General features: G+C 63.4%; 15 protein-coding genes and 1 tRNA gene. 12 read left to right on the forward strand and 4 right to left on the reverse strand.

Annotated elements, in window-relative coordinates; all coding sequences use genetic code 11:
* Nucleotides 1-2: 2 nt before the first annotated feature.
* Entirely contained in the window at nucleotides 3-365 is a 363-nt protein-coding gene (locus T31B1_RS11120) for a DUF1820 family protein (RefSeq protein WP_353249539.1), read from the reverse strand.
* Between the two features lie 30 nt (nucleotides 366-395).
* Nucleotides 396-486 (reverse strand) — tRNA-Ser (locus tag T31B1_RS11125).
* A gap of 209 nt (nucleotides 487-695) precedes the next feature.
* Between T31B1_RS11125 and mltF the strand changes: the two genes are divergently transcribed.
* Complete coding sequence (gene mltF / locus T31B1_RS11130; RefSeq protein ID WP_353249620.1) at nucleotides 696-2,156, forward strand: membrane-bound lytic murein transglycosylase MltF; 1,461 nt, start codon at nucleotides 696-698, stop codon at nucleotides 2,154-2,156.
* 98 nt (nucleotides 2,157-2,254) lie between these two features.
* On the opposite strand, the gene T31B1_RS11135 is transcribed toward mltF, so the two are convergent.
* Entirely contained in the window at nucleotides 2,255-4,321 is a 2,067-nt protein-coding gene (locus T31B1_RS11135; RefSeq protein WP_502950958.1) for a TonB-dependent receptor, read from the reverse strand.
* Nucleotides 4,322-4,771: 450 nt separating this feature from the next.
* Between T31B1_RS11135 and T31B1_RS11140 the strand changes: the two genes are divergently transcribed.
* From T31B1_RS11140 to T31B1_RS11160, 5 genes are read left to right on the forward strand one after another with little or no spacing between them, the layout of a single operon-like run.
* Nucleotides 4,772-5,644: an ABC transporter substrate-binding protein gene (locus T31B1_RS11140; RefSeq protein ID WP_502950966.1), complete on the forward strand. Its 873-nt coding sequence runs from the start codon at nucleotides 4,772-4,774 to the stop codon at nucleotides 5,642-5,644.
* Nucleotides 5,641-6,630: a FecCD family ABC transporter permease gene (locus tag T31B1_RS11145; protein WP_353249542.1), complete on the forward strand. Its 990-nt coding sequence runs from the start codon at nucleotides 5,641-5,643 to the stop codon at nucleotides 6,628-6,630. Before T31B1_RS11140 ends, T31B1_RS11145 begins: the two co-directional genes overlap by 4 nt.
* A complete protein-coding gene (locus T31B1_RS11150) occupies nucleotides 6,623-7,657 on the forward strand; it encodes a FecCD family ABC transporter permease (RefSeq protein WP_353249543.1) in 1,035 nt (344 codons plus the stop codon). The genes T31B1_RS11145 and T31B1_RS11150 overlap by 8 nt, the downstream gene beginning before the upstream one ends.
* Nucleotides 7,654-8,445: an ABC transporter ATP-binding protein gene (locus T31B1_RS11155; RefSeq protein ID WP_353249544.1), complete on the forward strand. Its 792-nt coding sequence runs from the start codon at nucleotides 7,654-7,656 to the stop codon at nucleotides 8,443-8,445. Before T31B1_RS11150 ends, T31B1_RS11155 begins: the two co-directional genes overlap by 4 nt.
* Nucleotides 8,442-9,248: an IucA/IucC family C-terminal-domain containing protein gene (locus tag T31B1_RS11160; RefSeq protein ID WP_353249545.1), complete on the forward strand. Its 807-nt coding sequence runs from the start codon at nucleotides 8,442-8,444 to the stop codon at nucleotides 9,246-9,248. The genes T31B1_RS11155 and T31B1_RS11160 overlap by 4 nt, the downstream gene beginning before the upstream one ends.
* Before the next feature lie 111 nt (nucleotides 9,249-9,359).
* On the opposite strand, the gene T31B1_RS11165 is transcribed toward T31B1_RS11160, so the two are convergent.
* The gene (locus tag T31B1_RS11165; RefSeq protein WP_353249546.1) at nucleotides 9,360-9,989 is read right to left on the reverse strand and encodes a phosphoadenosine phosphosulfate reductase domain-containing protein; all 630 of its coding nucleotides are present in this window, start codon (nucleotides 9,987-9,989) and stop codon (nucleotides 9,360-9,362) included.
* Nucleotides 9,990-10,236: 247 nt separating this feature from the next.
* On the opposite strand from T31B1_RS11165, the gene ettA reads away from it, so the two are divergent.
* The 6 genes from ettA (at nucleotide 10,237) to T31B1_RS11195 (ending at nucleotide 17,349) form a co-directional block, all read left to right on the forward strand.
* Nucleotides 10,237-11,898, forward strand: coding sequence for an energy-dependent translational throttle protein EttA (ettA, locus tag T31B1_RS11170; RefSeq protein ID WP_353249547.1), 1,662 nt, complete (start codon nucleotides 10,237-10,239; stop codon nucleotides 11,896-11,898).
* 620 nt (nucleotides 11,899-12,518) lie between these two features.
* Entirely contained in the window at nucleotides 12,519-13,871 is a 1,353-nt protein-coding gene (locus tag T31B1_RS11175) for a flavin-containing monooxygenase (protein WP_353249548.1), read from the forward strand.
* Nucleotides 13,871-14,296 carry a RidA family protein gene (locus T31B1_RS11180; RefSeq protein WP_353249549.1) on the forward strand — a complete coding sequence of 142 codons (426 nt, stop codon included), beginning with the start codon at nucleotides 13,871-13,873 and terminating at the stop codon, nucleotides 14,294-14,296. The genes T31B1_RS11175 and T31B1_RS11180 overlap by 1 nt, the downstream gene beginning before the upstream one ends.
* A complete protein-coding gene (locus T31B1_RS11185) occupies nucleotides 14,293-14,967 on the forward strand; it encodes a DUF1028 domain-containing protein (protein ID WP_353249550.1) in 675 nt (224 codons plus the stop codon). The genes T31B1_RS11180 and T31B1_RS11185 overlap by 4 nt, the downstream gene beginning before the upstream one ends.
* A gap of 63 nt (nucleotides 14,968-15,030) precedes the next feature.
* Nucleotides 15,031-16,242: an acetylornithine deacetylase gene (argE, locus tag T31B1_RS11190; RefSeq protein WP_353249551.1), complete on the forward strand. Its 1,212-nt coding sequence runs from the start codon at nucleotides 15,031-15,033 to the stop codon at nucleotides 16,240-16,242.
* A 165-nt stretch (nucleotides 16,243-16,407) separates the two neighbouring features.
* Nucleotides 16,408-17,349, forward strand: a complete 942-nt coding sequence (locus T31B1_RS11195) for a LysR family transcriptional regulator (RefSeq protein WP_353249552.1) — start codon at nucleotides 16,408-16,410, stop codon at nucleotides 17,347-17,349.
* Nucleotides 17,350-17,483 lie beyond the last annotated feature (134 nt).

Here is a 17,483-nt window from a genome sequence, read left to right on the forward strand (position 1 = left end):
CACTAGCGGCTGCCCTGGCCGCCGCCCGGCCCGGGGTTGTTGCGGGTATAGACCGGAAACGGGCGCACCTTGCTGTCGCTGTCGGCCGGCGTGATCCGTGCCGTGCCGCGACGCGTGACTTCGTCGATGCGGATCACCGAATGCATGGGGATATAGGAGCGCTCGACGTCGGCGAACTCGTCGGCGAGCTTTTCCTCGGCCGGGTCGATGACCACGGACGAGCGCTCGCCGAAGACCAGCTTCTCGATCTCGATGAAACCGAACAGCGCGCCCTGGGAGACGGAGCGCGCGAATACTTCGTAGACTTCCCCCTGATTGAAGAACGCCACGCGGTAGAGACGCTGCTTTGAGTCTGCTGAAGACATGGCAGGGCCGGTTCAGGGGGTCGAAAAAGATGGCGGAGAGGGTGGGATTCGAACCCACGTGGGGCGTCAGCCCCCAACCGATTTCGAGTCGGTGCCGTTATGACCGCTTCGGTACCTCTCCTTGGAATCGTTCAGCTGCCGGTCGCCTGTCGCAGGCTTTCATGCCTCCGGGCCGACCGCGGCCGATCACGAAGTCGCGTATCTTAAAGTATTACGCCCGCTTTCCCAACATCTGCAGACCATTTTCTTCTACGCGATGCGATTTCCTGTCTCCCTCCGCCTTCCACCGCGAGCTTTCCGGGCCGTCTGCCGGTGCTGAGTGTGCGCCTGGTGATACGGTTTTTGTGCGTGCTCAGCGTCACGGCATTCACGCTGGCGCTGGCCACATGCACCGCCCGGCCCGGCCTGCTCGAACAGGTCAATACGCTTGGAACGCTCCGCGTCGCAACGGTCAACTCGGCAATGACGTATTACCTGGACGCCGACGGCCCCACCGGTTTCGAATACGATCTGGCACGCGCATTCGCCGAACAGCTCGGCGTTCGTCTGGAGATCGAAGTCTTACCGGATCGCCGCGCGGTACTCGATGCGGTGGCCAGTGGGCGCGCGCAGATCGGCGCCGGCATTGCGGTCAGCGATGCACGTCGTGAACGGGTGCGCTTCACCCCGCCCTATGCCGAAAGCAAGCTGGAAGCCGTGTACCGCGTACACCGGGACAAGCCCGAAACGCTGGCCGAGCTGTCCGGTCATCTGACGCTGCCGGCCGATACCGCACTCGCGGCATGGCTGCGCAGCCGACATCCGGATATCGAGTTCACCGTCGATCCGAGCGCCAACACCGAAGAACTGATGGACCGCGTGGCCGACGGCGAACTCGATATCACGATCGCCAACGCCGAGATCGTGGCGATGAATCAGCGCTACTACCCGAATCTGCGCGTGGCCTTCGACCTGCCCGATGTGCGCCAGAGACTGGCCTGGGCATTCCCGCCGGCCCCCACGATCGGAGGCGATCACTTTCTCTACAACAAGGCGATCGCCTTCCTTCACGATGTCCGCGCGGACGGTCGGCTGCGGATCCTGCGCGACCGCTACTTCGGCCATGTCGAGCGCCTGGGTTTCGTCGGCGGCCAGGAGTTCGCCCGACAGGTCGACGACCGACTCGGACGCTGGCGCAAATATTTCAAACGGGCCGCCCGGAAATACGATCTGGACTGGCGCCTGCTGGCCGCTATCGGTTATCAGGAATCACACTGGGACAAGGACGCGGTCAGCCCGACCACCGTGCGCGGCATCATGATGCTGACGCAGGCTGCGGCCAAGGAAGTCGATGTCGATAACCGACGTGATCCCCAGCAGAGCATCGACGGAGGGGCACAGTATTTCGTCCGCATGTTCGATCGATTACCCGACGAGATCCGGCCGCCGGATCGCACCTGGTTCGCACTGGCTGCCTACAACATCGGCTACGGGCACGTGATGGACGCTCGTCGTCTGCTGGAGGCGCGTAACCGAGATCCCAATCTGTGGGTCAACTTGCGCGATGCCCTGCCCTGGCTTACCCAGGAACGCTATATCTCGAACACCCGCTACGGCTATGCGCGCGGCCATGAGGCGGCAACTTATGTGGGCAACATTCGCGCTTATTACGACATCCTCACCTGGATGACGAACAGCCACGCGGCCGAGGAACCACCGGCACTGGAAGACGGCAAGTCACAGACCGCGCCCAAGAGCGAAACCGATATCCAGGACCCGGCCACGATCTCGATCGATTCCCCTGCCTTCTAGCCCAGGCACCAGCCACGCGTCACGATGAGGCCGCAGGTACGGCCGGACCGATGCTGCATGGCCTGGGCTGAATGTGTCGACGTGTGACGCTGCTGCGACTAGAAATCCACCTCGTAGCCAAGCTTGAACGTGCGTCCGCGCCCCTTGAAGTAGTACTCGTCGCTGATACGCGCTGCCTGCGAGTAGTAGGTGAAGTAGTCCTTGTCGAACACGTTATCGATGCCGAGCTGCAGGCTACCGACGGGCAGTGCGTGGCTGATCGAGGCATTCACGAGCGTGAAGCCGTCGAAGTCGAGCTGTTCGTTTTCAACGTCGCGATCGAAGTAGTGGACGGCCTGCACGTAGGACGAAAAGTCCGGATTCCAGGTTGCGCCCCAGGAAGCGGTCAGCGTGTCCGGTGCAATATTGATACCGGTAAGCTTGGTGTCCACCCGGCCGTTGCCGTTGGTGTCCGAGCGGCCTTCTGCCTGGGCATAGGCTAGATCGACGCGATGGCGTTCGCCGATGCGCGCGCGGCCGGTCACTTCGAGCCCATGGATCTCGGTTTTTTCGCGACTGCCCACGAACGAGCCGTTGCGCTCGGTGAGCCGTTCGCCGAGATCGGAATTCGACTCGTAATAGCTCACCTCCAGACCATAACGACCCCAATCGAGACGGGTACCGATTTCGCGGGTGTCGGTGACGATCGGCCGGAGCTCGATCAGATCATCCACGTCCTGACCCGCCGCACTGATACCGCGCAGCGCACGGCCCACGTCTGGCATACCGAAACCCTCGGAATAGCTGGCATACAGCTGCCCCCAGGCGGTCGCCTGATAGGTGATGCCGGCGTTGTAGAGTGTTTCGGAGTACGACGGCTTACCACCACCGACATCGACCGCGTCGTCGGTGACGTTATCTCGGTCGATGGTCGAATAATCGTCGACGTCGAGCCTAGCATGCTCACGACGCAGGCCACCGGTCAGGGTGACATCCTCACCCAGGTGGAGATCGGTCTGCAGAAACCCGGCATAGCTACGAAAGCGCGTTTCGGGCACATAGGTACGCCCAGTGTGTACCAGTACCTGCTGGGTTTCGTCCTGAAGCAGGTCAACGCCGGTCGCGACATCCACGAGACCGTCAAGCATGCCCTGGCGGTTGATCGTGAACTGCGCGCCGACCTTGTCGGATTCGTTGCGCGTCTGATCGAAAGACCGATCTTCGGTCGGCCCGTAGGGAAAGAACGGCGTCGTACCGAACTGGGCCCGGAAGCGCTGGGCATAGATCTGGGCATCGATTTCATTGCCGTGCCAATCGGCATGGTTGTAGGACACACGCGCGGTGGTGACGTCGTTATAACCGGGGTCGCCGAGCGGGTCGCCCTTGCGTGCGCTGGTGGCGACACCCTCGCCTCGATTGCCGACGACCGGCACGTAATCGCCGTTGCCCTCGAGCTTGAAGTGATTGAGCGACATCAGGATTTCCTGATTGTCGTCGATCCAGTAGCCGAGCTTGCCAAACAGATCGTAGCTGGTCGAATCCTGCAGTTCGCCCGGATATGCGACGCCCACGGCTTTGCCGTCGCCGGAATAGAACACACCCCGCTCCTGCCAGCTGGCGGCGGCCAGGTAATCCCATTGGCCTTTCGCGCCGCTCACGCGATAGTCGGCCTTATAGCCAAGCCCATCGGAGCGAATGTCGTCATCGGTGGTCAGGCTGATCCCGGCGTGTTGATTGACCGTGCCGCCCTCGGGACGACGGGTGACGAAATTGATGATACCGCCGGTCGCCCCCAGGCCGTGCTCCGCGCTGGCGCCGTATATGACCTCGATACGCTCGACCATGCTCAGATCGATTGTGTAGCTATCGCGGGAGCTGTCGCGCAGCGGATTGGACTGGGGCACGCCATCGATCAAAAACTGAGGATCGCGGCCGCGCAAGGTCTCGCCAGCGTTGGAGAGCTTCTGCCGGCTCGGCGAATAGGACGGAATCAGGTTCGCCAGCACTTGGCCGGGATCGCTGGTACTGCCCAGCTGCTGTTGAATCTGCTCGCGATCAATGATGGTCACGCGGCGCGGAGACTTGTCCTGTTCCGTCTTGTTGCGCGTTGCACTGACCGTGATCGGGCCGAGTGCTGTCTCGCCCGGTGGCTTGAGCGAATCCTGCGCATGAACGCTCAAAGACATCGTCGCACAGGAAACAACGATCGCACCCGCCAGTGCGGTATGTGTGACACCGCGCCGCGACGCGCCCCGAGTAATTGGCAAAACCGCCCCCTTTCCAATGATCCGCAAAAGCGCACGTTAATATAAATGATATTAATTCGCATTTGCATATTATCTTGCATACAACCTGTTCCGGGTGCCAACCGAGAGTGCCAAAGGTGGCGCTGTGCAGTCGGCTGCACGTTACGGCCGCGTTGAGGATCACAATGATTCTCATTACAGTGCACTGCTTGCCCGCTGTTCGCCGCGATCCGATTCAGTCGCCCTTTGAAAGTGCCGAGCCCCCTATTGCCGATTCGCAAACACCTTGACCATCGCGCGGTACCACCCTCGGTTCGCACGCACGCGGGCGAGCCTGTCGAGGTCGCTCGCCGGCAGTCAGCGTATCCGCTCTCGCGCACCCGACGACATCTGTTGTTCGGCCTGGCCAGCGCGGCCCTATGGCCTGCGATCGCAGCCGGCACCGAGCCGCTGCGTGTGGTCACACTCTTTCAAGGGGCGACCGACACGGCGGTCGCACTCGGCGTCACGCCGGTCGGCGTGGTCGAATCCTGGCAAGACAAACCGATCTATCCCTACCTGCGCCCGGCCCTGGCAGGTGTCGAACTGATCGGCCTGGAAACGCAGCCCAGCCTGGAACATATTGTCTTGCTCGAGCCTGACGTGATCTTCGCGTCTCGTTTTCGGCATGCGCGTATCGAGCCGCTGCTGGCACGTATCGCCCGGGTTGTGATGATCGACGACGTCTATCGCTTCCAACAGACTCTGGCCGTCATGGCGCAGGTGCTCGGTCGTGAACGACGGCGCCAGGCCCTCGACGCGCAGCTGGATCGCCGTATCCGGCATCTGCGCGCGCGTTTGTCGAGGCGGTTCGGCGCGCGTTGGCCGTTGACCGTATCGCTGCTCGATATCCGCGCCACCGAGGTTCGCAGCTATCTGCCGTCGAGCTTCGGCGGCTCGATTCTTCGGGCGCTCGGGTTTCGCTGGAACAAAACCAGTCGCGAGGCCCGCGGCGTGTCGCTGAACTTGAGCGGTGTGGAAAGCCTGCCGGTGATCGACTCCGATGTATTCTTCGTGATCCTGCATAGCCGCAGCACGACGGTCGCCGCGCATTATCGACGCCTGCAGGCCCATCCGCTCTGGCAACGTATGAAAGCACCCAGACATCAGCAGGTCTGGGAAGTCGATGCCGTGGCCTGGGTGCTATCCGGTGGCATCCTCGGCGTCATGCACATGCTCGACGATATCGAGCACTGGCTCGACCGCGAGAGCGTTCGCGTATGAGCACACCGCAGAGACTGTTCGCACTCGTTGCCCTGCTGATCGGCTGCGCGGTCGTGAGCCTCATGGCCGGTGTCCACTGGATGAGCCCGGCCGACATCGGCCATGCCTTCTGGACGCCGTCGGCGACGAACGTCGACGATCTTCTGATTCGGACCACGCGCCTGTCCCGTACCGTCCTGGCGATCGTGGTCGGCGCCAGCCTGGCCATGGCCGGCGGTATCCTGCAGACGCTCACCCACAACCCGCTCGCCTCACCGGGTATTCTCGGCATCAATGCCGGCGCACTATTCGCGGTGGTGCTGATCGCGACCACGGACAGCCTGGCGGCGCATCTCAGTCCCTATGCCGGCGCTTTTGCGGGTGCGGCGATTGCTGCGGCCATCGTCTGGTGGCTGGCGATGCGGCGCCAGACCGCCACCCCACTGCATCTGATCCTCGCCGGCGCCGCCCTCGCAGCGCTGTTCGGTGCCATGAGTCAGGCATTGCTCGTGATCGATCAACAGGGGCTGGATACGGTGCTGTTCTGGCTGGCCGGCTCGGTGTCCGGGCGCAGCCTGGGCACCGTATGGCCACTACTCGCGATAGCCGTGCTGGGACTGTTGTTCAGCGTACCGCTGCTGCGCGATCTGAATTTGCTGGCCACAGGCGACACCGTCGCGGCGGCCGCCGGCATTCACCTGCCCCGTCTTCAAGCCATGGCAATCGGAGTGATCGTATTGCTGGCCGGCGCATCGGTCGCCATGGCCGGCAATATCGTGTTCATCGGCTTGATCGTGCCGCATATCGCCCGCCGTCTGCTGGGCGCGGACCATCGCCGCTGGCTGCCCGGCGCGGCCGTCATCGGTGCCATTCTTGCTCTGGTCGCCGATATCATGGCCCGGCTGCTCATCGCGCCCGACGAAGTCCCGATCGGCGTAATGACCGCGCTGATCGGCGCGCCGGTGTTCATCGGGCTGATACGGCGTCAGGGGCCTGCACGTGCCTGAGTCCCGTGCGCTGCGCCTGGGCCGCTGGTCGCGCCGGTTCAGTCCGTCGCCCTGGCGTAACGTGCTGGGCATCATGCTGCTGTGCAGCCTTTCCGGCATGGGCGCGCTCATGCTTGGCGCGATACCGCTATCGCCGCCGGCCTTCCTGCATGCATTCATTCAGCCCGAGAGCCGCCCCGGGCTGATCGTGCTGCAGCTTCGCGCTCCGCGCGTATTGCTGGCGTTGCTGTGCGGCGGGGCGCTGGCGGTGTCCGGCTGGCTGTTCCAGCAGGTGATGCGCAACGCACTTGCCTCGCCCGATACGCTGGGCGTCACCGCAGGTGCCAGCGCGGCGGCCGTCGCCTATCTGTCGTATCTGGCCGCTGACTGGGGGACGGCAGGGCTGCCCGTGGCGGCCATGGCAGGTGCGCTGGCCGTGATCACTGTGGTTTATCGCCTGGCCTGGCATCGGGGTACAACGCCATTGCGGCTCATCCTGATGGGTATCGGCATGGCCGCACTCTGCGGCGCGATGACCACCTTCATTCTGGTATCCAGCCCGCTGAGCACCACGCTGTCGGCCTATGTATGGCTGACCGGCAGTGTTTATGGCGCCAACTGGACCGAGGTACGACGGCTGGCGCTGTGCTGTACTGGGCTGGCACTGATACTCGTACCCTTGCTGCGTCACGCCCTGCTAGCACCGCTCGACGATGCCCTGGCCACCGGGCTTGGCGTAAAGGTCCAGCGCACGCGGGCGCTACTGACGCTGGTTGCTTCAATACTGGCCGGCGTTGCGATCGCCTGGGGCGGCGCCATGGCATTCGTGGGCCTGGTTGCTCCCCATATCGCCCGCCAGATCACGCCGTCGCCCGGCGCTGCACAGCTGATCACCAGTTCGGCGCTGGGTGCGACCCTCGTCATGCTCTCCGATCTGCTCGGACGCACGCTGTTCGTGCCGCTGGATCTGCCGGCCGGCATATTCGTGGCCGCGATCGGTACGCCCTTTTTTCTTACTCTGCTCCTGCGCCAGGCGCGTTCGCTATGACGCAGCTTTCTGCAACGCGTATCACGGCCGGCTATCGGCACGAGACGATCCTGCGCGAACTGACGTTGGCCCTCCCCGAGGGGCAACTGTCGGTTCTGATCGGCAGCAACGGTTGCGGCAAGAGCACGCTCTTGAAAACGCTGGCCCGGCTGCTCGCCCCCTGGAGCGGCGAGGTGGTGCTCGATGGCGCCGATATACATCGCCAGCCCACTCAAGCTGTCGCTCGTACGTTGTCGCTGCTCCCGCAACAGCCCCTCGCACCCGAAGGCCTGAGCGTTCGTCAACTGGTCGCGCTCGGCCGTCATCCGCATCAAAGCTGGCTTTCGCAATGGTCGGAGCGCGATGAGGCCTGTGTGGCCGAGGCACTGGCGCGCACCGACCTGCTGACGCTGGCGGATCGCGCCGTGGATTCACTGTCGGGCGGCCAGCGGCAGCGCGCCTGGATTGCCATGGCCGTGGCCCAGGATACGCCGCTCATGCTGCTCGACGAGCCGACGTCGTTTCTCGATCTCACCCACCAGCTGGAGGTGCTGGATCTGTTGAAGACGCTCAATCGCGATGCAGCCAAGACGATTGTTCTGGTTCTGCACGATCTCAATCTGGCCTGCCGCTATGCCGACCATATCGTGGCACTCAAGCACGGACGTATTCATGCACAGGGCACACCCGAGGAAGTGGTTACCGAGGCCAATGTGCGCAGCGTGTTCGCGCTGGATTGTCGCGTGATCGCCGACCCGTTCTTCGGCGTGCCGCTGTGTATTCCGTTCGGCCGCGACTCGTCGTCATGACGCCGGCGGCCGGGCTTTTCAGCGCTGCGGACTGGCAATATCTGACGGGGCCGCTGCAACTGATCGAGGCCGCCGGGGTGGATCACCCCACCCTCAGCGTGGCGGATTTCACCGACCCGGCGCGTTGTCGACTGTTGCTCGACGAGCTCGGCCCGGTCATCGGCGCGCCGTCACGGCGTATCACCGCCTCGCTGCTGTCAAAAAGGCTGGCGTTTCTCATCACCGGCGCGAGCCTCTATGCCCTGTCCGCCTGCAATCGCACTCTGGATATGTCGGCCGACAACTGCCGGATCGACCCCAGCCATGACGGCAGGCGCTGGACCTCCTGCCTGCCCCTGCATCGTCTCGAAGCGCAGGCGTGGCCTGCCGATCAGCGCGATCATGCCCGAGGCGTACTGGTCGACCAGGTGTTTGCAGGGCTCATCGCACCGCTGTGGGCGGTCTTGCACCAGGTCAGCGGCGTACCCATGCGCATGCTCTGGGAGAACACGGCCGTGCGGGTCTATTCGCTGTACGAACGCCGTATGGCCGACTTCACCGAACCGGCGTCGATCGCGCGCCGCGATGCGGACTGGCATTTTCTCATCGACGCACCGGCCGCCCTGTTCGGCTGGTCCGCCAATCCGCTGGCGCGTTTCCTGTATGCGCCCACCCGCCGGGCGAATGGCGACACCGTGCGCTTTCGGCGGACCTGCTGCCTGTACTTCAAGGCCACGCAGCCGCCGGTTTATTGCCGAACCTGTCCGCTGCTGACGATCGCGGACAAACACGGTTGCGAACCGGGCACGGCGAAACAGCGCTGAGTTGTTGTCGCTGCATGCTCGGGGTGCGGGTGTCCACACGCGTTGCGCAGGCACAAAAAAAGCGCGCGACCCGGGCCGCGCGCTTTTGCAATCCAACGAGCCGAACGGTGATCAGGCCGTGAAGCGGTTATGCAGACCGCATTCGCGATTGCCCAACACCTTGGTCGGGTCGTAATAGTTGGTCTCGTTGGGCAGGTCGTGCGTTTCCAGATACGCCTTCATGTCAGCCTCGGTCCATTCGAGCACGGGAGCGACCTTGACCACCGCGCCCGGCTTGTCCTGGCTGACGATATCCATGTTCTTGCGGAACTCGGTCTGGTCACGACGCACCGCGGTCAACCATACATCGGGAGCGGTTTCGCGCATCGCCCGTCCAAACGGCTCGAGCTTGACCTGATTGGTGAACTCCTCGTGCTGGGGATCATCTACATCGGGAATACCCATGAGCGCGTCGCGGCGTGCCGCCGATATCAGCGGATTGTAGACCGTGATGTTCAGACCCAGGTCCGCAATGAGTTTTTCGGCGAACAGATACGTCTTGCGCGTGGCGTAGCCGGAGTCGATCCAGACAACTTCCATGTCCGGCTGCACACGCGTGGCCAGATGCAGGATGACCGCCTCATAGGGGCCGAAGTTGGTCGTGACAATGGTCTTGCCACCGAGCGCGACCGCCCATTCCACGATCTGCTTCGGATCTTTGCCGGCCAGTTCAGCGTTGGCCTTCGCCACATCGACTTCCATGATCGTCCATCCTCGTTTGCTGATAGTGAAGCCGGCCTGCTCGAGTTCGGCGACCGCCCGTCGGACCGCGGATTCTAAGTGCAAAAAGGTTCTTTTAAACCCAAACCGTTAGACTTTTCGGGCATGACATTATCACCACTGCTTTGAACCACCGGTTTCACCCGGCGCGGGCCGCCGCGTGCGGTAACGGTCGGCCACGGTCTTGGCTTACACTGAGGGCTTACTTCCAGCAGTCACGCACGAATCTATGGCTCAGTACATCTATACGATGAACGGCGTCGGCAAGGTCGTTCCGCCGAAGAAACATATCCTGCGGGATATTTATCTGTCGTTCTACCCGGGTGCGAAGATCGGCGTGCTCGGCTACAACGGCGCCGGCAAGTCCACCCTGCTGCGCATCATGGCCGGTATCGATACCGAGATCGAGGGCGAAGCCCGGCCGATGCCCGGCATCAATATCGGTTATCTGCCGCAGGAGCCGCAGCTCGACGAATCCAAGGATGTGCGCGGCAACGTCATGGAAGGCCTGGGCGATATCGCGGAGAAGCTGGCCCGCTTCAACGAAATCAGCGAAGCCTTTGCCGACCCGGACGCCGACTTCGATGCCCTGCTCACCGAACAGGCCGAGCTTCAGGAAGCCATCGACGCGGCCGACGGCTGGGAGATCAACAACACGCTGGATCGCGCCGGCGAAGCGTTGAACCTGCCGGCCTGGGAAGCCGACGTCTCCAAGCTGTCCGGCGGTGAGCGCCGCCGCGTGGCGCTGTGCCGTCTGCTGTTGTCCAAGCCGGACATGCTCCTGCTCGACGAGCCGACCAACCATCTGGACGCGGAATCCGTCGCCTGGCTGGAGCGCTTTCTCAAGGATTTCTCGGGTACGGTCGTGGCCGTCACCCATGATCGCTACTTCCTCGACAACGTCGCCGGCTGGATTCTGGAACTGGATCGCGGCCACGGCATTCCCTACGAAGGCAACTATTCCTCCTGGCTGGAACAGAAGGAAAAACGCCTCGAACAGGAGCAGAAATCCGAGGACGCCCACCAGAAGGCGATCAAGTCGGAGCTGGAATGGGTACGCTCGAACGCCAAGGGCCGCCAGTCCAAATCCAAGGCGCGCCTGAAGCAGTTCGAAGAGCTGCAGTCCAAGGAATACCAGAAGCGCAGCGAAACCAACGAAATCTATATCCCGCCGGGCCCGCGTCTGGGTGATCTCGTGTTCGAGATGAACGACGTCACCAAGTCCTATGGCGACCGCACGCTCTATGAAGACGTCTCGCTCAAGGTGCCGCAAGGCGCGATCGTGGGCATCATCGGCCCCAACGGCGCCGGCAAGACCACGCTGTTTCGCATGCTCAACGGCGAGGAACAGCCGGATTCCGGCGAGATCCGCGTGGGCGAAACGGTCGATCTGGCCTATGTGACCCAGTCGCGCGAGGAACTGGATTCGGCCAAGACGGTGTGGGAGGAAGTCTCCAACGGTCAGGATATTCTCCAGATCGGCAACTACGAGATTCCGTCGCGCGCCTATATCGGGCGGTTCAACTTCAAGGGCAGCGATCAGCAGAAACGCGTCTCGGAGCTGTCCGGCGGTGAACGCAACCGGCTGCAGCTGGCCAAGCTGCTGCAGAAAGGCGGCAACACCCTGCTGCTCGACGAGCCCACCAACGATCTGGACGTGGAAACCCTGCGCGCGCTCGAGGAAGCCCTGCTGGAGTTTCCCGGCGCCGTGCTGGTGATCTCGCATGACCGCTGGTTCCTCGACCGCATCGCCACCCATATCCTTGCTTTCGAGGATGACGAGGTGGTGTTCATCGAGGGCAACTACCAGGACTTCGAGGCCGACCGCAAACGCCGGCTCGGCAGCGCGGCCGAGGGCTCGGCCAAGGCCAAGCACCGCAAGCTGGCCTGATTCGCCCAGCCATATCCAATGCCTCCGGCCCGCCGGGTCGGGGGCATTTTGTTGCCTGGTCTGGCAACGTCGGCACCGTGTCAGTGGCGCTTCGGTGCTCGCTCAGGCGGTTCAAGCGCACAACCCACCCCTAGCCGCCCCGCACCCGCCACGGTTCCGGCAAGCGCTTGGACCGCGCCGCGCGACATAGCCGATTGCTCGCGCTTGACGCATCGTCGCACCCGGCCACCCTGCCCAGCGCGACCGAAGCCGACACCGCATCGACGCCGTCCGCTGTCACGGCCTAGGATCTTCGTTTTGCCTGTGAGCCGCGTATACGCCGCCGCCCCGGCCGCGACGCTGACCATTCACCTTTGCCCGGAACTAGATAGCGCACACAAGCAAATACTGGATCAGTATTTTCGAACCAAAAGTTCGAATAACAGTATTTTAACTAATCAAGCAGCAGCACTAGGCTGAGTCGGCACGTTGGAGCCGGGCTACGGTTGGATCCTGAACGCCGTGCTATCGCCCGGCGAAGAACTCATGGTCCCCGGCCGCGGCGTCCGGCGGCAACGCCGTGGCCGGTCGCGGCTCGCGCGCCACCCAGCGTCGTTGTATACCAAATCAGAGGCAGGCAAATGGCAGCAGACATAACGCAAACCGATACGCTGGTGGTCGGTGCAGGCCAGGCGGGCGTGGCGATGAGCGAACACCTGAGCCATCTCGGCGTGCCGCATGTCGTGCTCGAGCGCGACCGCATCGCCGAACGCTGGCGTACCGGACGCTGGGACTCCCTGGTCGCGAACGGGCCGGCCTGGCACGACCGCTTCCCGGGCATGTCGTTCGATGATGTCGACCCCGACGGCTTTCCCACCAAGGATCAGGTAGCCGACTATTTCGAGACCTACGCAGCGCGATTCGATGCCCCGATCCGAACCGGCGTGGAGGTTCACGAAGTGGTTCGCAACACCACCCGCCCGGGGTTTTCGATCGACACCTCGGCCGGTTCGTTCGAGGCCGCCCGTGTAGTCGCCGCCACCGGTCCGTTCCAGCGGCCGGCCATTCCGTCGATCGCCCCTGATCGGCGATCGATTCACCAGATTCATTCGTCGGAATACCGTAACCCCGGGCAATTGCCCGAGGGCGGCGTACTGGTCGTTGGCGCCGGATCGTCCGGCGTACAGATCGCCGACGAGCTGCTGCGCAGCGGCCGCCCGGTATTTCTGTCGGTCGGGCCCCATGATCGACCGCCGCGCAGCTATCGCAACCGCGACTTCGTCTGGTGGCTGGGTGTATTGGGCAAATGGGACGCCGAAGCCGCCCAGCCGGGCGCCGAACACGTCACGATCGCAGTAAGCGGCGCGCACGGCGGACAGACCGTCGACTTCCGCGCGCTGGCCCATCGAGGCATGACGCTGGTCGGCCGAACAGGCACGTTCGACAACGGCGTGGTCACCTTCGAGCCCGATCTGGCCGCCAATCTGGCCCGCGGCGACGACAATTATCATTCGCTGCTGGATGAAGCCGATGCCTACGTTCGCCGTAACAACCTCGACCTGCCGGAAGAACCCGAGGCACGACGGACTCTGGCCGACCCGCACTGCGTGACTCGGCCGATTCTGTCACTCGACCTGGTCGAGGCCGGCGTGACTTCGATCGTGTGGGCCACCGGTTTCTCGACTGATTACAGCTGGCTGGGCGTGAACGCCTTCGACGAGGCCGGCCAGCCCCGACATCAACGCGGCGTATCCAGCGAACCAGGCGTCTATTTCCTCGGCCTGCCGTGGCTGTCGCGTCGTGGCTCAAGCTTCATCTGGGGCGTCTGGCACGATGCCAAGCATATCGCCGACCATATCGCGACCCAGCGCAAGTATCTGGCCTATCACCATGACGCCCAGCGTGCGGGCATCGAGCAACACCCGACGGGCCAGGACCGCTCGACCCCTGTCGGCGATCCGGCACAAACCGCTTTCCGCATGAGGACGAACTGATGCCGACTCATACCCGAATCCGCATGTTCAACACGAAGCAGACCTATCCCAATCAATCACTGGACAACGACCTGTGCCAGGCCGTACGTGCGGGCAACACGGTCTACGTACGCGGCCAGGTCGGTACCGATTTCGAAGGGAATCTGGTGGGCCTGGGCGATCCCGGCGCCCAGGCGCGCCAGGCAATGAGCAACGTCAAGCAGCTGCTTGCCGAGGCAGGCTCGGACATGAGTCATATCGTCAAGACCACCACCTACATCACCGACGCGCGTTTCCGTGAACCGGTCTATCGCGAAGTCGGCCGCTGGCTCAGAGGGGTATTCCCGATCTCCACCGGTCTGGTCGTTGCCGGCCTGGCCCAGCCGGAGTGGCTCATGGAAATCGACGTCATCGCCGTCATTCCCGATCAGGAGAACGCATCATGACTTTTTCTATTGCAGGGTTCTGTCGCGAGACCGGCCAGTTCGGCGCGGCGATCAGTTCATCGAGCATCTGTGTCGCCAGCCGCTGTCTGTTCACAGCGCCCGGCCATGGCGTCGTGCTCACGCAGAATGTCACCAATCCGGCGCTCGGCCAGATGGGCGTGGAGCTGTTACGGGAAGGACAGGCCGCCGATCGGGTGCTCGCGCGGCTATGCGAACACGAATCCCATCCGGAATGGCGACAGCTGCTGGTACTCGACGGCCAGGGGCAAAGCGCGACTCACAGCGGCGAACAGACCCTGGGTATTCATACCACCATGCAGGGCCGTGACTGCGTGGTCGGCGGCAACATGCTCGCCGATACCGACGTGGTTAGTGCGATGTGCGCTGCGTTTGAAGCCAGCGACGGCGAGTTGGCGGTTCGACTGCTTGCGGCCATGGACGCCGGCGTGACCGCGGGCGGCGAGATGGGCCCGGTACACTCGGCCGGCCTTCAGGTTACCGATCAGGCTAGCTGGCCCGTTGTCGACCTGCGCGTCGACTGGCATGACGACCCCCTGGCCGAACTGCGCAGACTCTGGGAGCGGTATCTGCCCGAACGGGCCGCCTATGTCTGTCGCGCTGCCCAGCCGGACCAGTCACCCTCTTATGGCGTACCCGGCGACCAACGCTAGTTGCCGATCACGCGGCATACCCGACGACAGGACCGCCCGATCACCGATACTCGCGAGACCGTCATGCCTCACCCTAGTACTGTCGATATCCTGGCCGACCTGATCGCGCTGGATACTACGAGTTGCCGGTCGAACCTTGCGTTGATCGAGTATGTGGAAGGCTATCTCGCACGCTACGGGGTCGTCGGTCGTCGGGTGGCCGACGCCAGCGGCGAAAAGGCCAATCTTTATTGCACAATCGGCCCGGGCGATGCTTCGGGTGTGATGCTGTCGGGTCATACCGACACGGTACCGGTCACCGGCCAGCGGTGGCGATTCGATCCGTTCACGCTCAGCGCCGAAGGCGAGCATCTGTATGGTCGCGGCACGGCCGACATGAAAGGGTTTCTGGCGGCGGTACTGGCCGCCGTACCGGCGATGGTCGGCGCCGATCTGGCGGTGCCCATCCATCTGGCGTTCTCGCACGACGAGGAAGTCGGCTGTCTGGGTGTGCGCAGCCTCATCGACGATCTGGCCCAGTACCCACAACGGCCCGCGGCCTGTATCGTCGGCGAACCGACATCCATGCGGATCGCGACCGCGCACAAGGGAAAGCTTGGCCTGCGGGTCTGTCTGAGCGGCAAGGCCTGTCATTCCGGCATGGCCCCGGAGGGCGTCAACGCCATTCATGCAGCGGCTCGAATCATCGATTGGGTCGAACGGACGGCGACGCGCAAGGCCGCCGACGGGCCGTTCGATCCGCGATTCGCAATTGCGCACACCACCCTGCAGGTCGGTACGATCGAAGGGGGCACCGCGCTGAATATCGTGCCCCAAGACTGCCGGCTGGATCTGGAAATCCGTACCGTGCCCGCCGACGATGTCGAAGCCCTGGTGGCGGAACTCGAGGCCGTGGCCGACTCGCTTTCGGCCGAGATGCGTGGCGCGCACCCCGAGTCGTCCATTCGCTTCGAACGTCTCAGCGAGTATCCCGGCCTGTCACTGGACGACGATCATGCCCTGATCGAGTTCATCCTCCAGCTACTCGACGAACCGGCGCGCGAGCGTATCGGGTACGGCACGGAAGGTGGACTTTTCCAACGCGAGTTGGGAATTCCGACGGTGGTCTGTGGGCCGGGCAGCATGGCCCAGGGCCACCAGCCGGACGAGTTCGTCACCCGCGATCAGTTGACCCGTTGCGACCGGTTCCTGACCCGTTTGATCGGCCGCCTGGAAAGCCCGGACATGCATCGACGCCGGGCGCGCGGATCGCTGCTGACGGACGCACCGGACTGACGACACCCCTGGCCACAGTGCCGCGCCGGGTTGACGCGCCCGTCCCAGCCGCTCACAGCGACGAGCGTCATACAGACGCCTGTCGGCGGTGCTTGCTATCCTCGGCTGTCCTTGGCCGGCGCCCGCACGGGCGGCCGGCACCGGTTCAGCCGCGGTCGTCGATCGATGCGTCAATTCACTCTCAAACAGCTGCGCTATTTCGTGGTGGCCGGCGAGCTGTCCAGCGTTACCGGCGCCGCACGACGGCTGCACGTCTCCCAGCCATCGATCTCGGCGGCAATTCAGCAGATCGAGGAAGTCACTGCCGTCCAGCTGTTTGTCCGGCACCATGCACAGGGGCTGTCGCTCACGCCGAGCGGCCGCCAGATGCTGATCCGGGCCCGTCAACTCATTCGCGACGCCGAAGGGCTGCAGAAATTCGCCGTATCGCTGGGCGAAGAGGTCGGCGGCGAATTGCGGCTGGTGGCCTTTCCCACTTTCGCGCCACTGTATCTGCCCCAGCTGCTGCGCCGTTTCGCCGACCGCCATCCGGCGGTCAGCCTCTACTGCGATGAAAAAACCCAGGTCGGTATCGTACGCGGTCTCGAACGCGGGGATTACGAACTGGCTTTCACCTACGATCTGCAGATCCCGGACGATATCGACTTCACGCCGCTGTATCGTTTTCCTCCGTATGCAGTGGTCGCGACCGACCATCCGCTCGGTGACCGCGATAACGTCACACTCGCCGAACTGGCCGATTTTCCGATGGTCCTGCTCGATTGGTCCTTGAGCCGGGAGTATTTCCTGTCGATCTTCACGCATCACAACCTGTCGCCCACGATCGCCCACCGCGCCAAGTCCATGGACATGATGCGTGGCCTGGTCGCCAACGGTTTCGGATTTTCGCTGTTCAATACGCCCTTGGGCGCATTCGACCCTTCGGCCAGCCATCGACCGCCGCTGAAAGCCCTGCCCCTGGCTGATGACGCCCGGGCCCTGTCGCTGGGAATCGCCTGCCCGCGCGGGCTGCGACTGGCCCCGGCGGCCCAGGCCATGCGCGAGCTGGCCCAGGATATCGAAGGCCAGGTCGAAGCCTTCGAACGAATCGGCGCCCACTCCGACTGAGCCCGCCCGGGGGCGTTGATTGCCTGGACGCCTACCCTCACCGCCTTCGATTCCAATCGATTGAATCATTAAAAATGATTCAGTCGTTATTTTAATAATATTTTAGTTAATCAAAGCGCTCCGATACGGTGGAA

This window comes from Salinisphaera sp. T31B1 (genome assembly GCF_040361275.1).
Lineage (GTDB): Bacteria > Pseudomonadota > Gammaproteobacteria > Nevskiales > Salinisphaeraceae > Salinisphaera.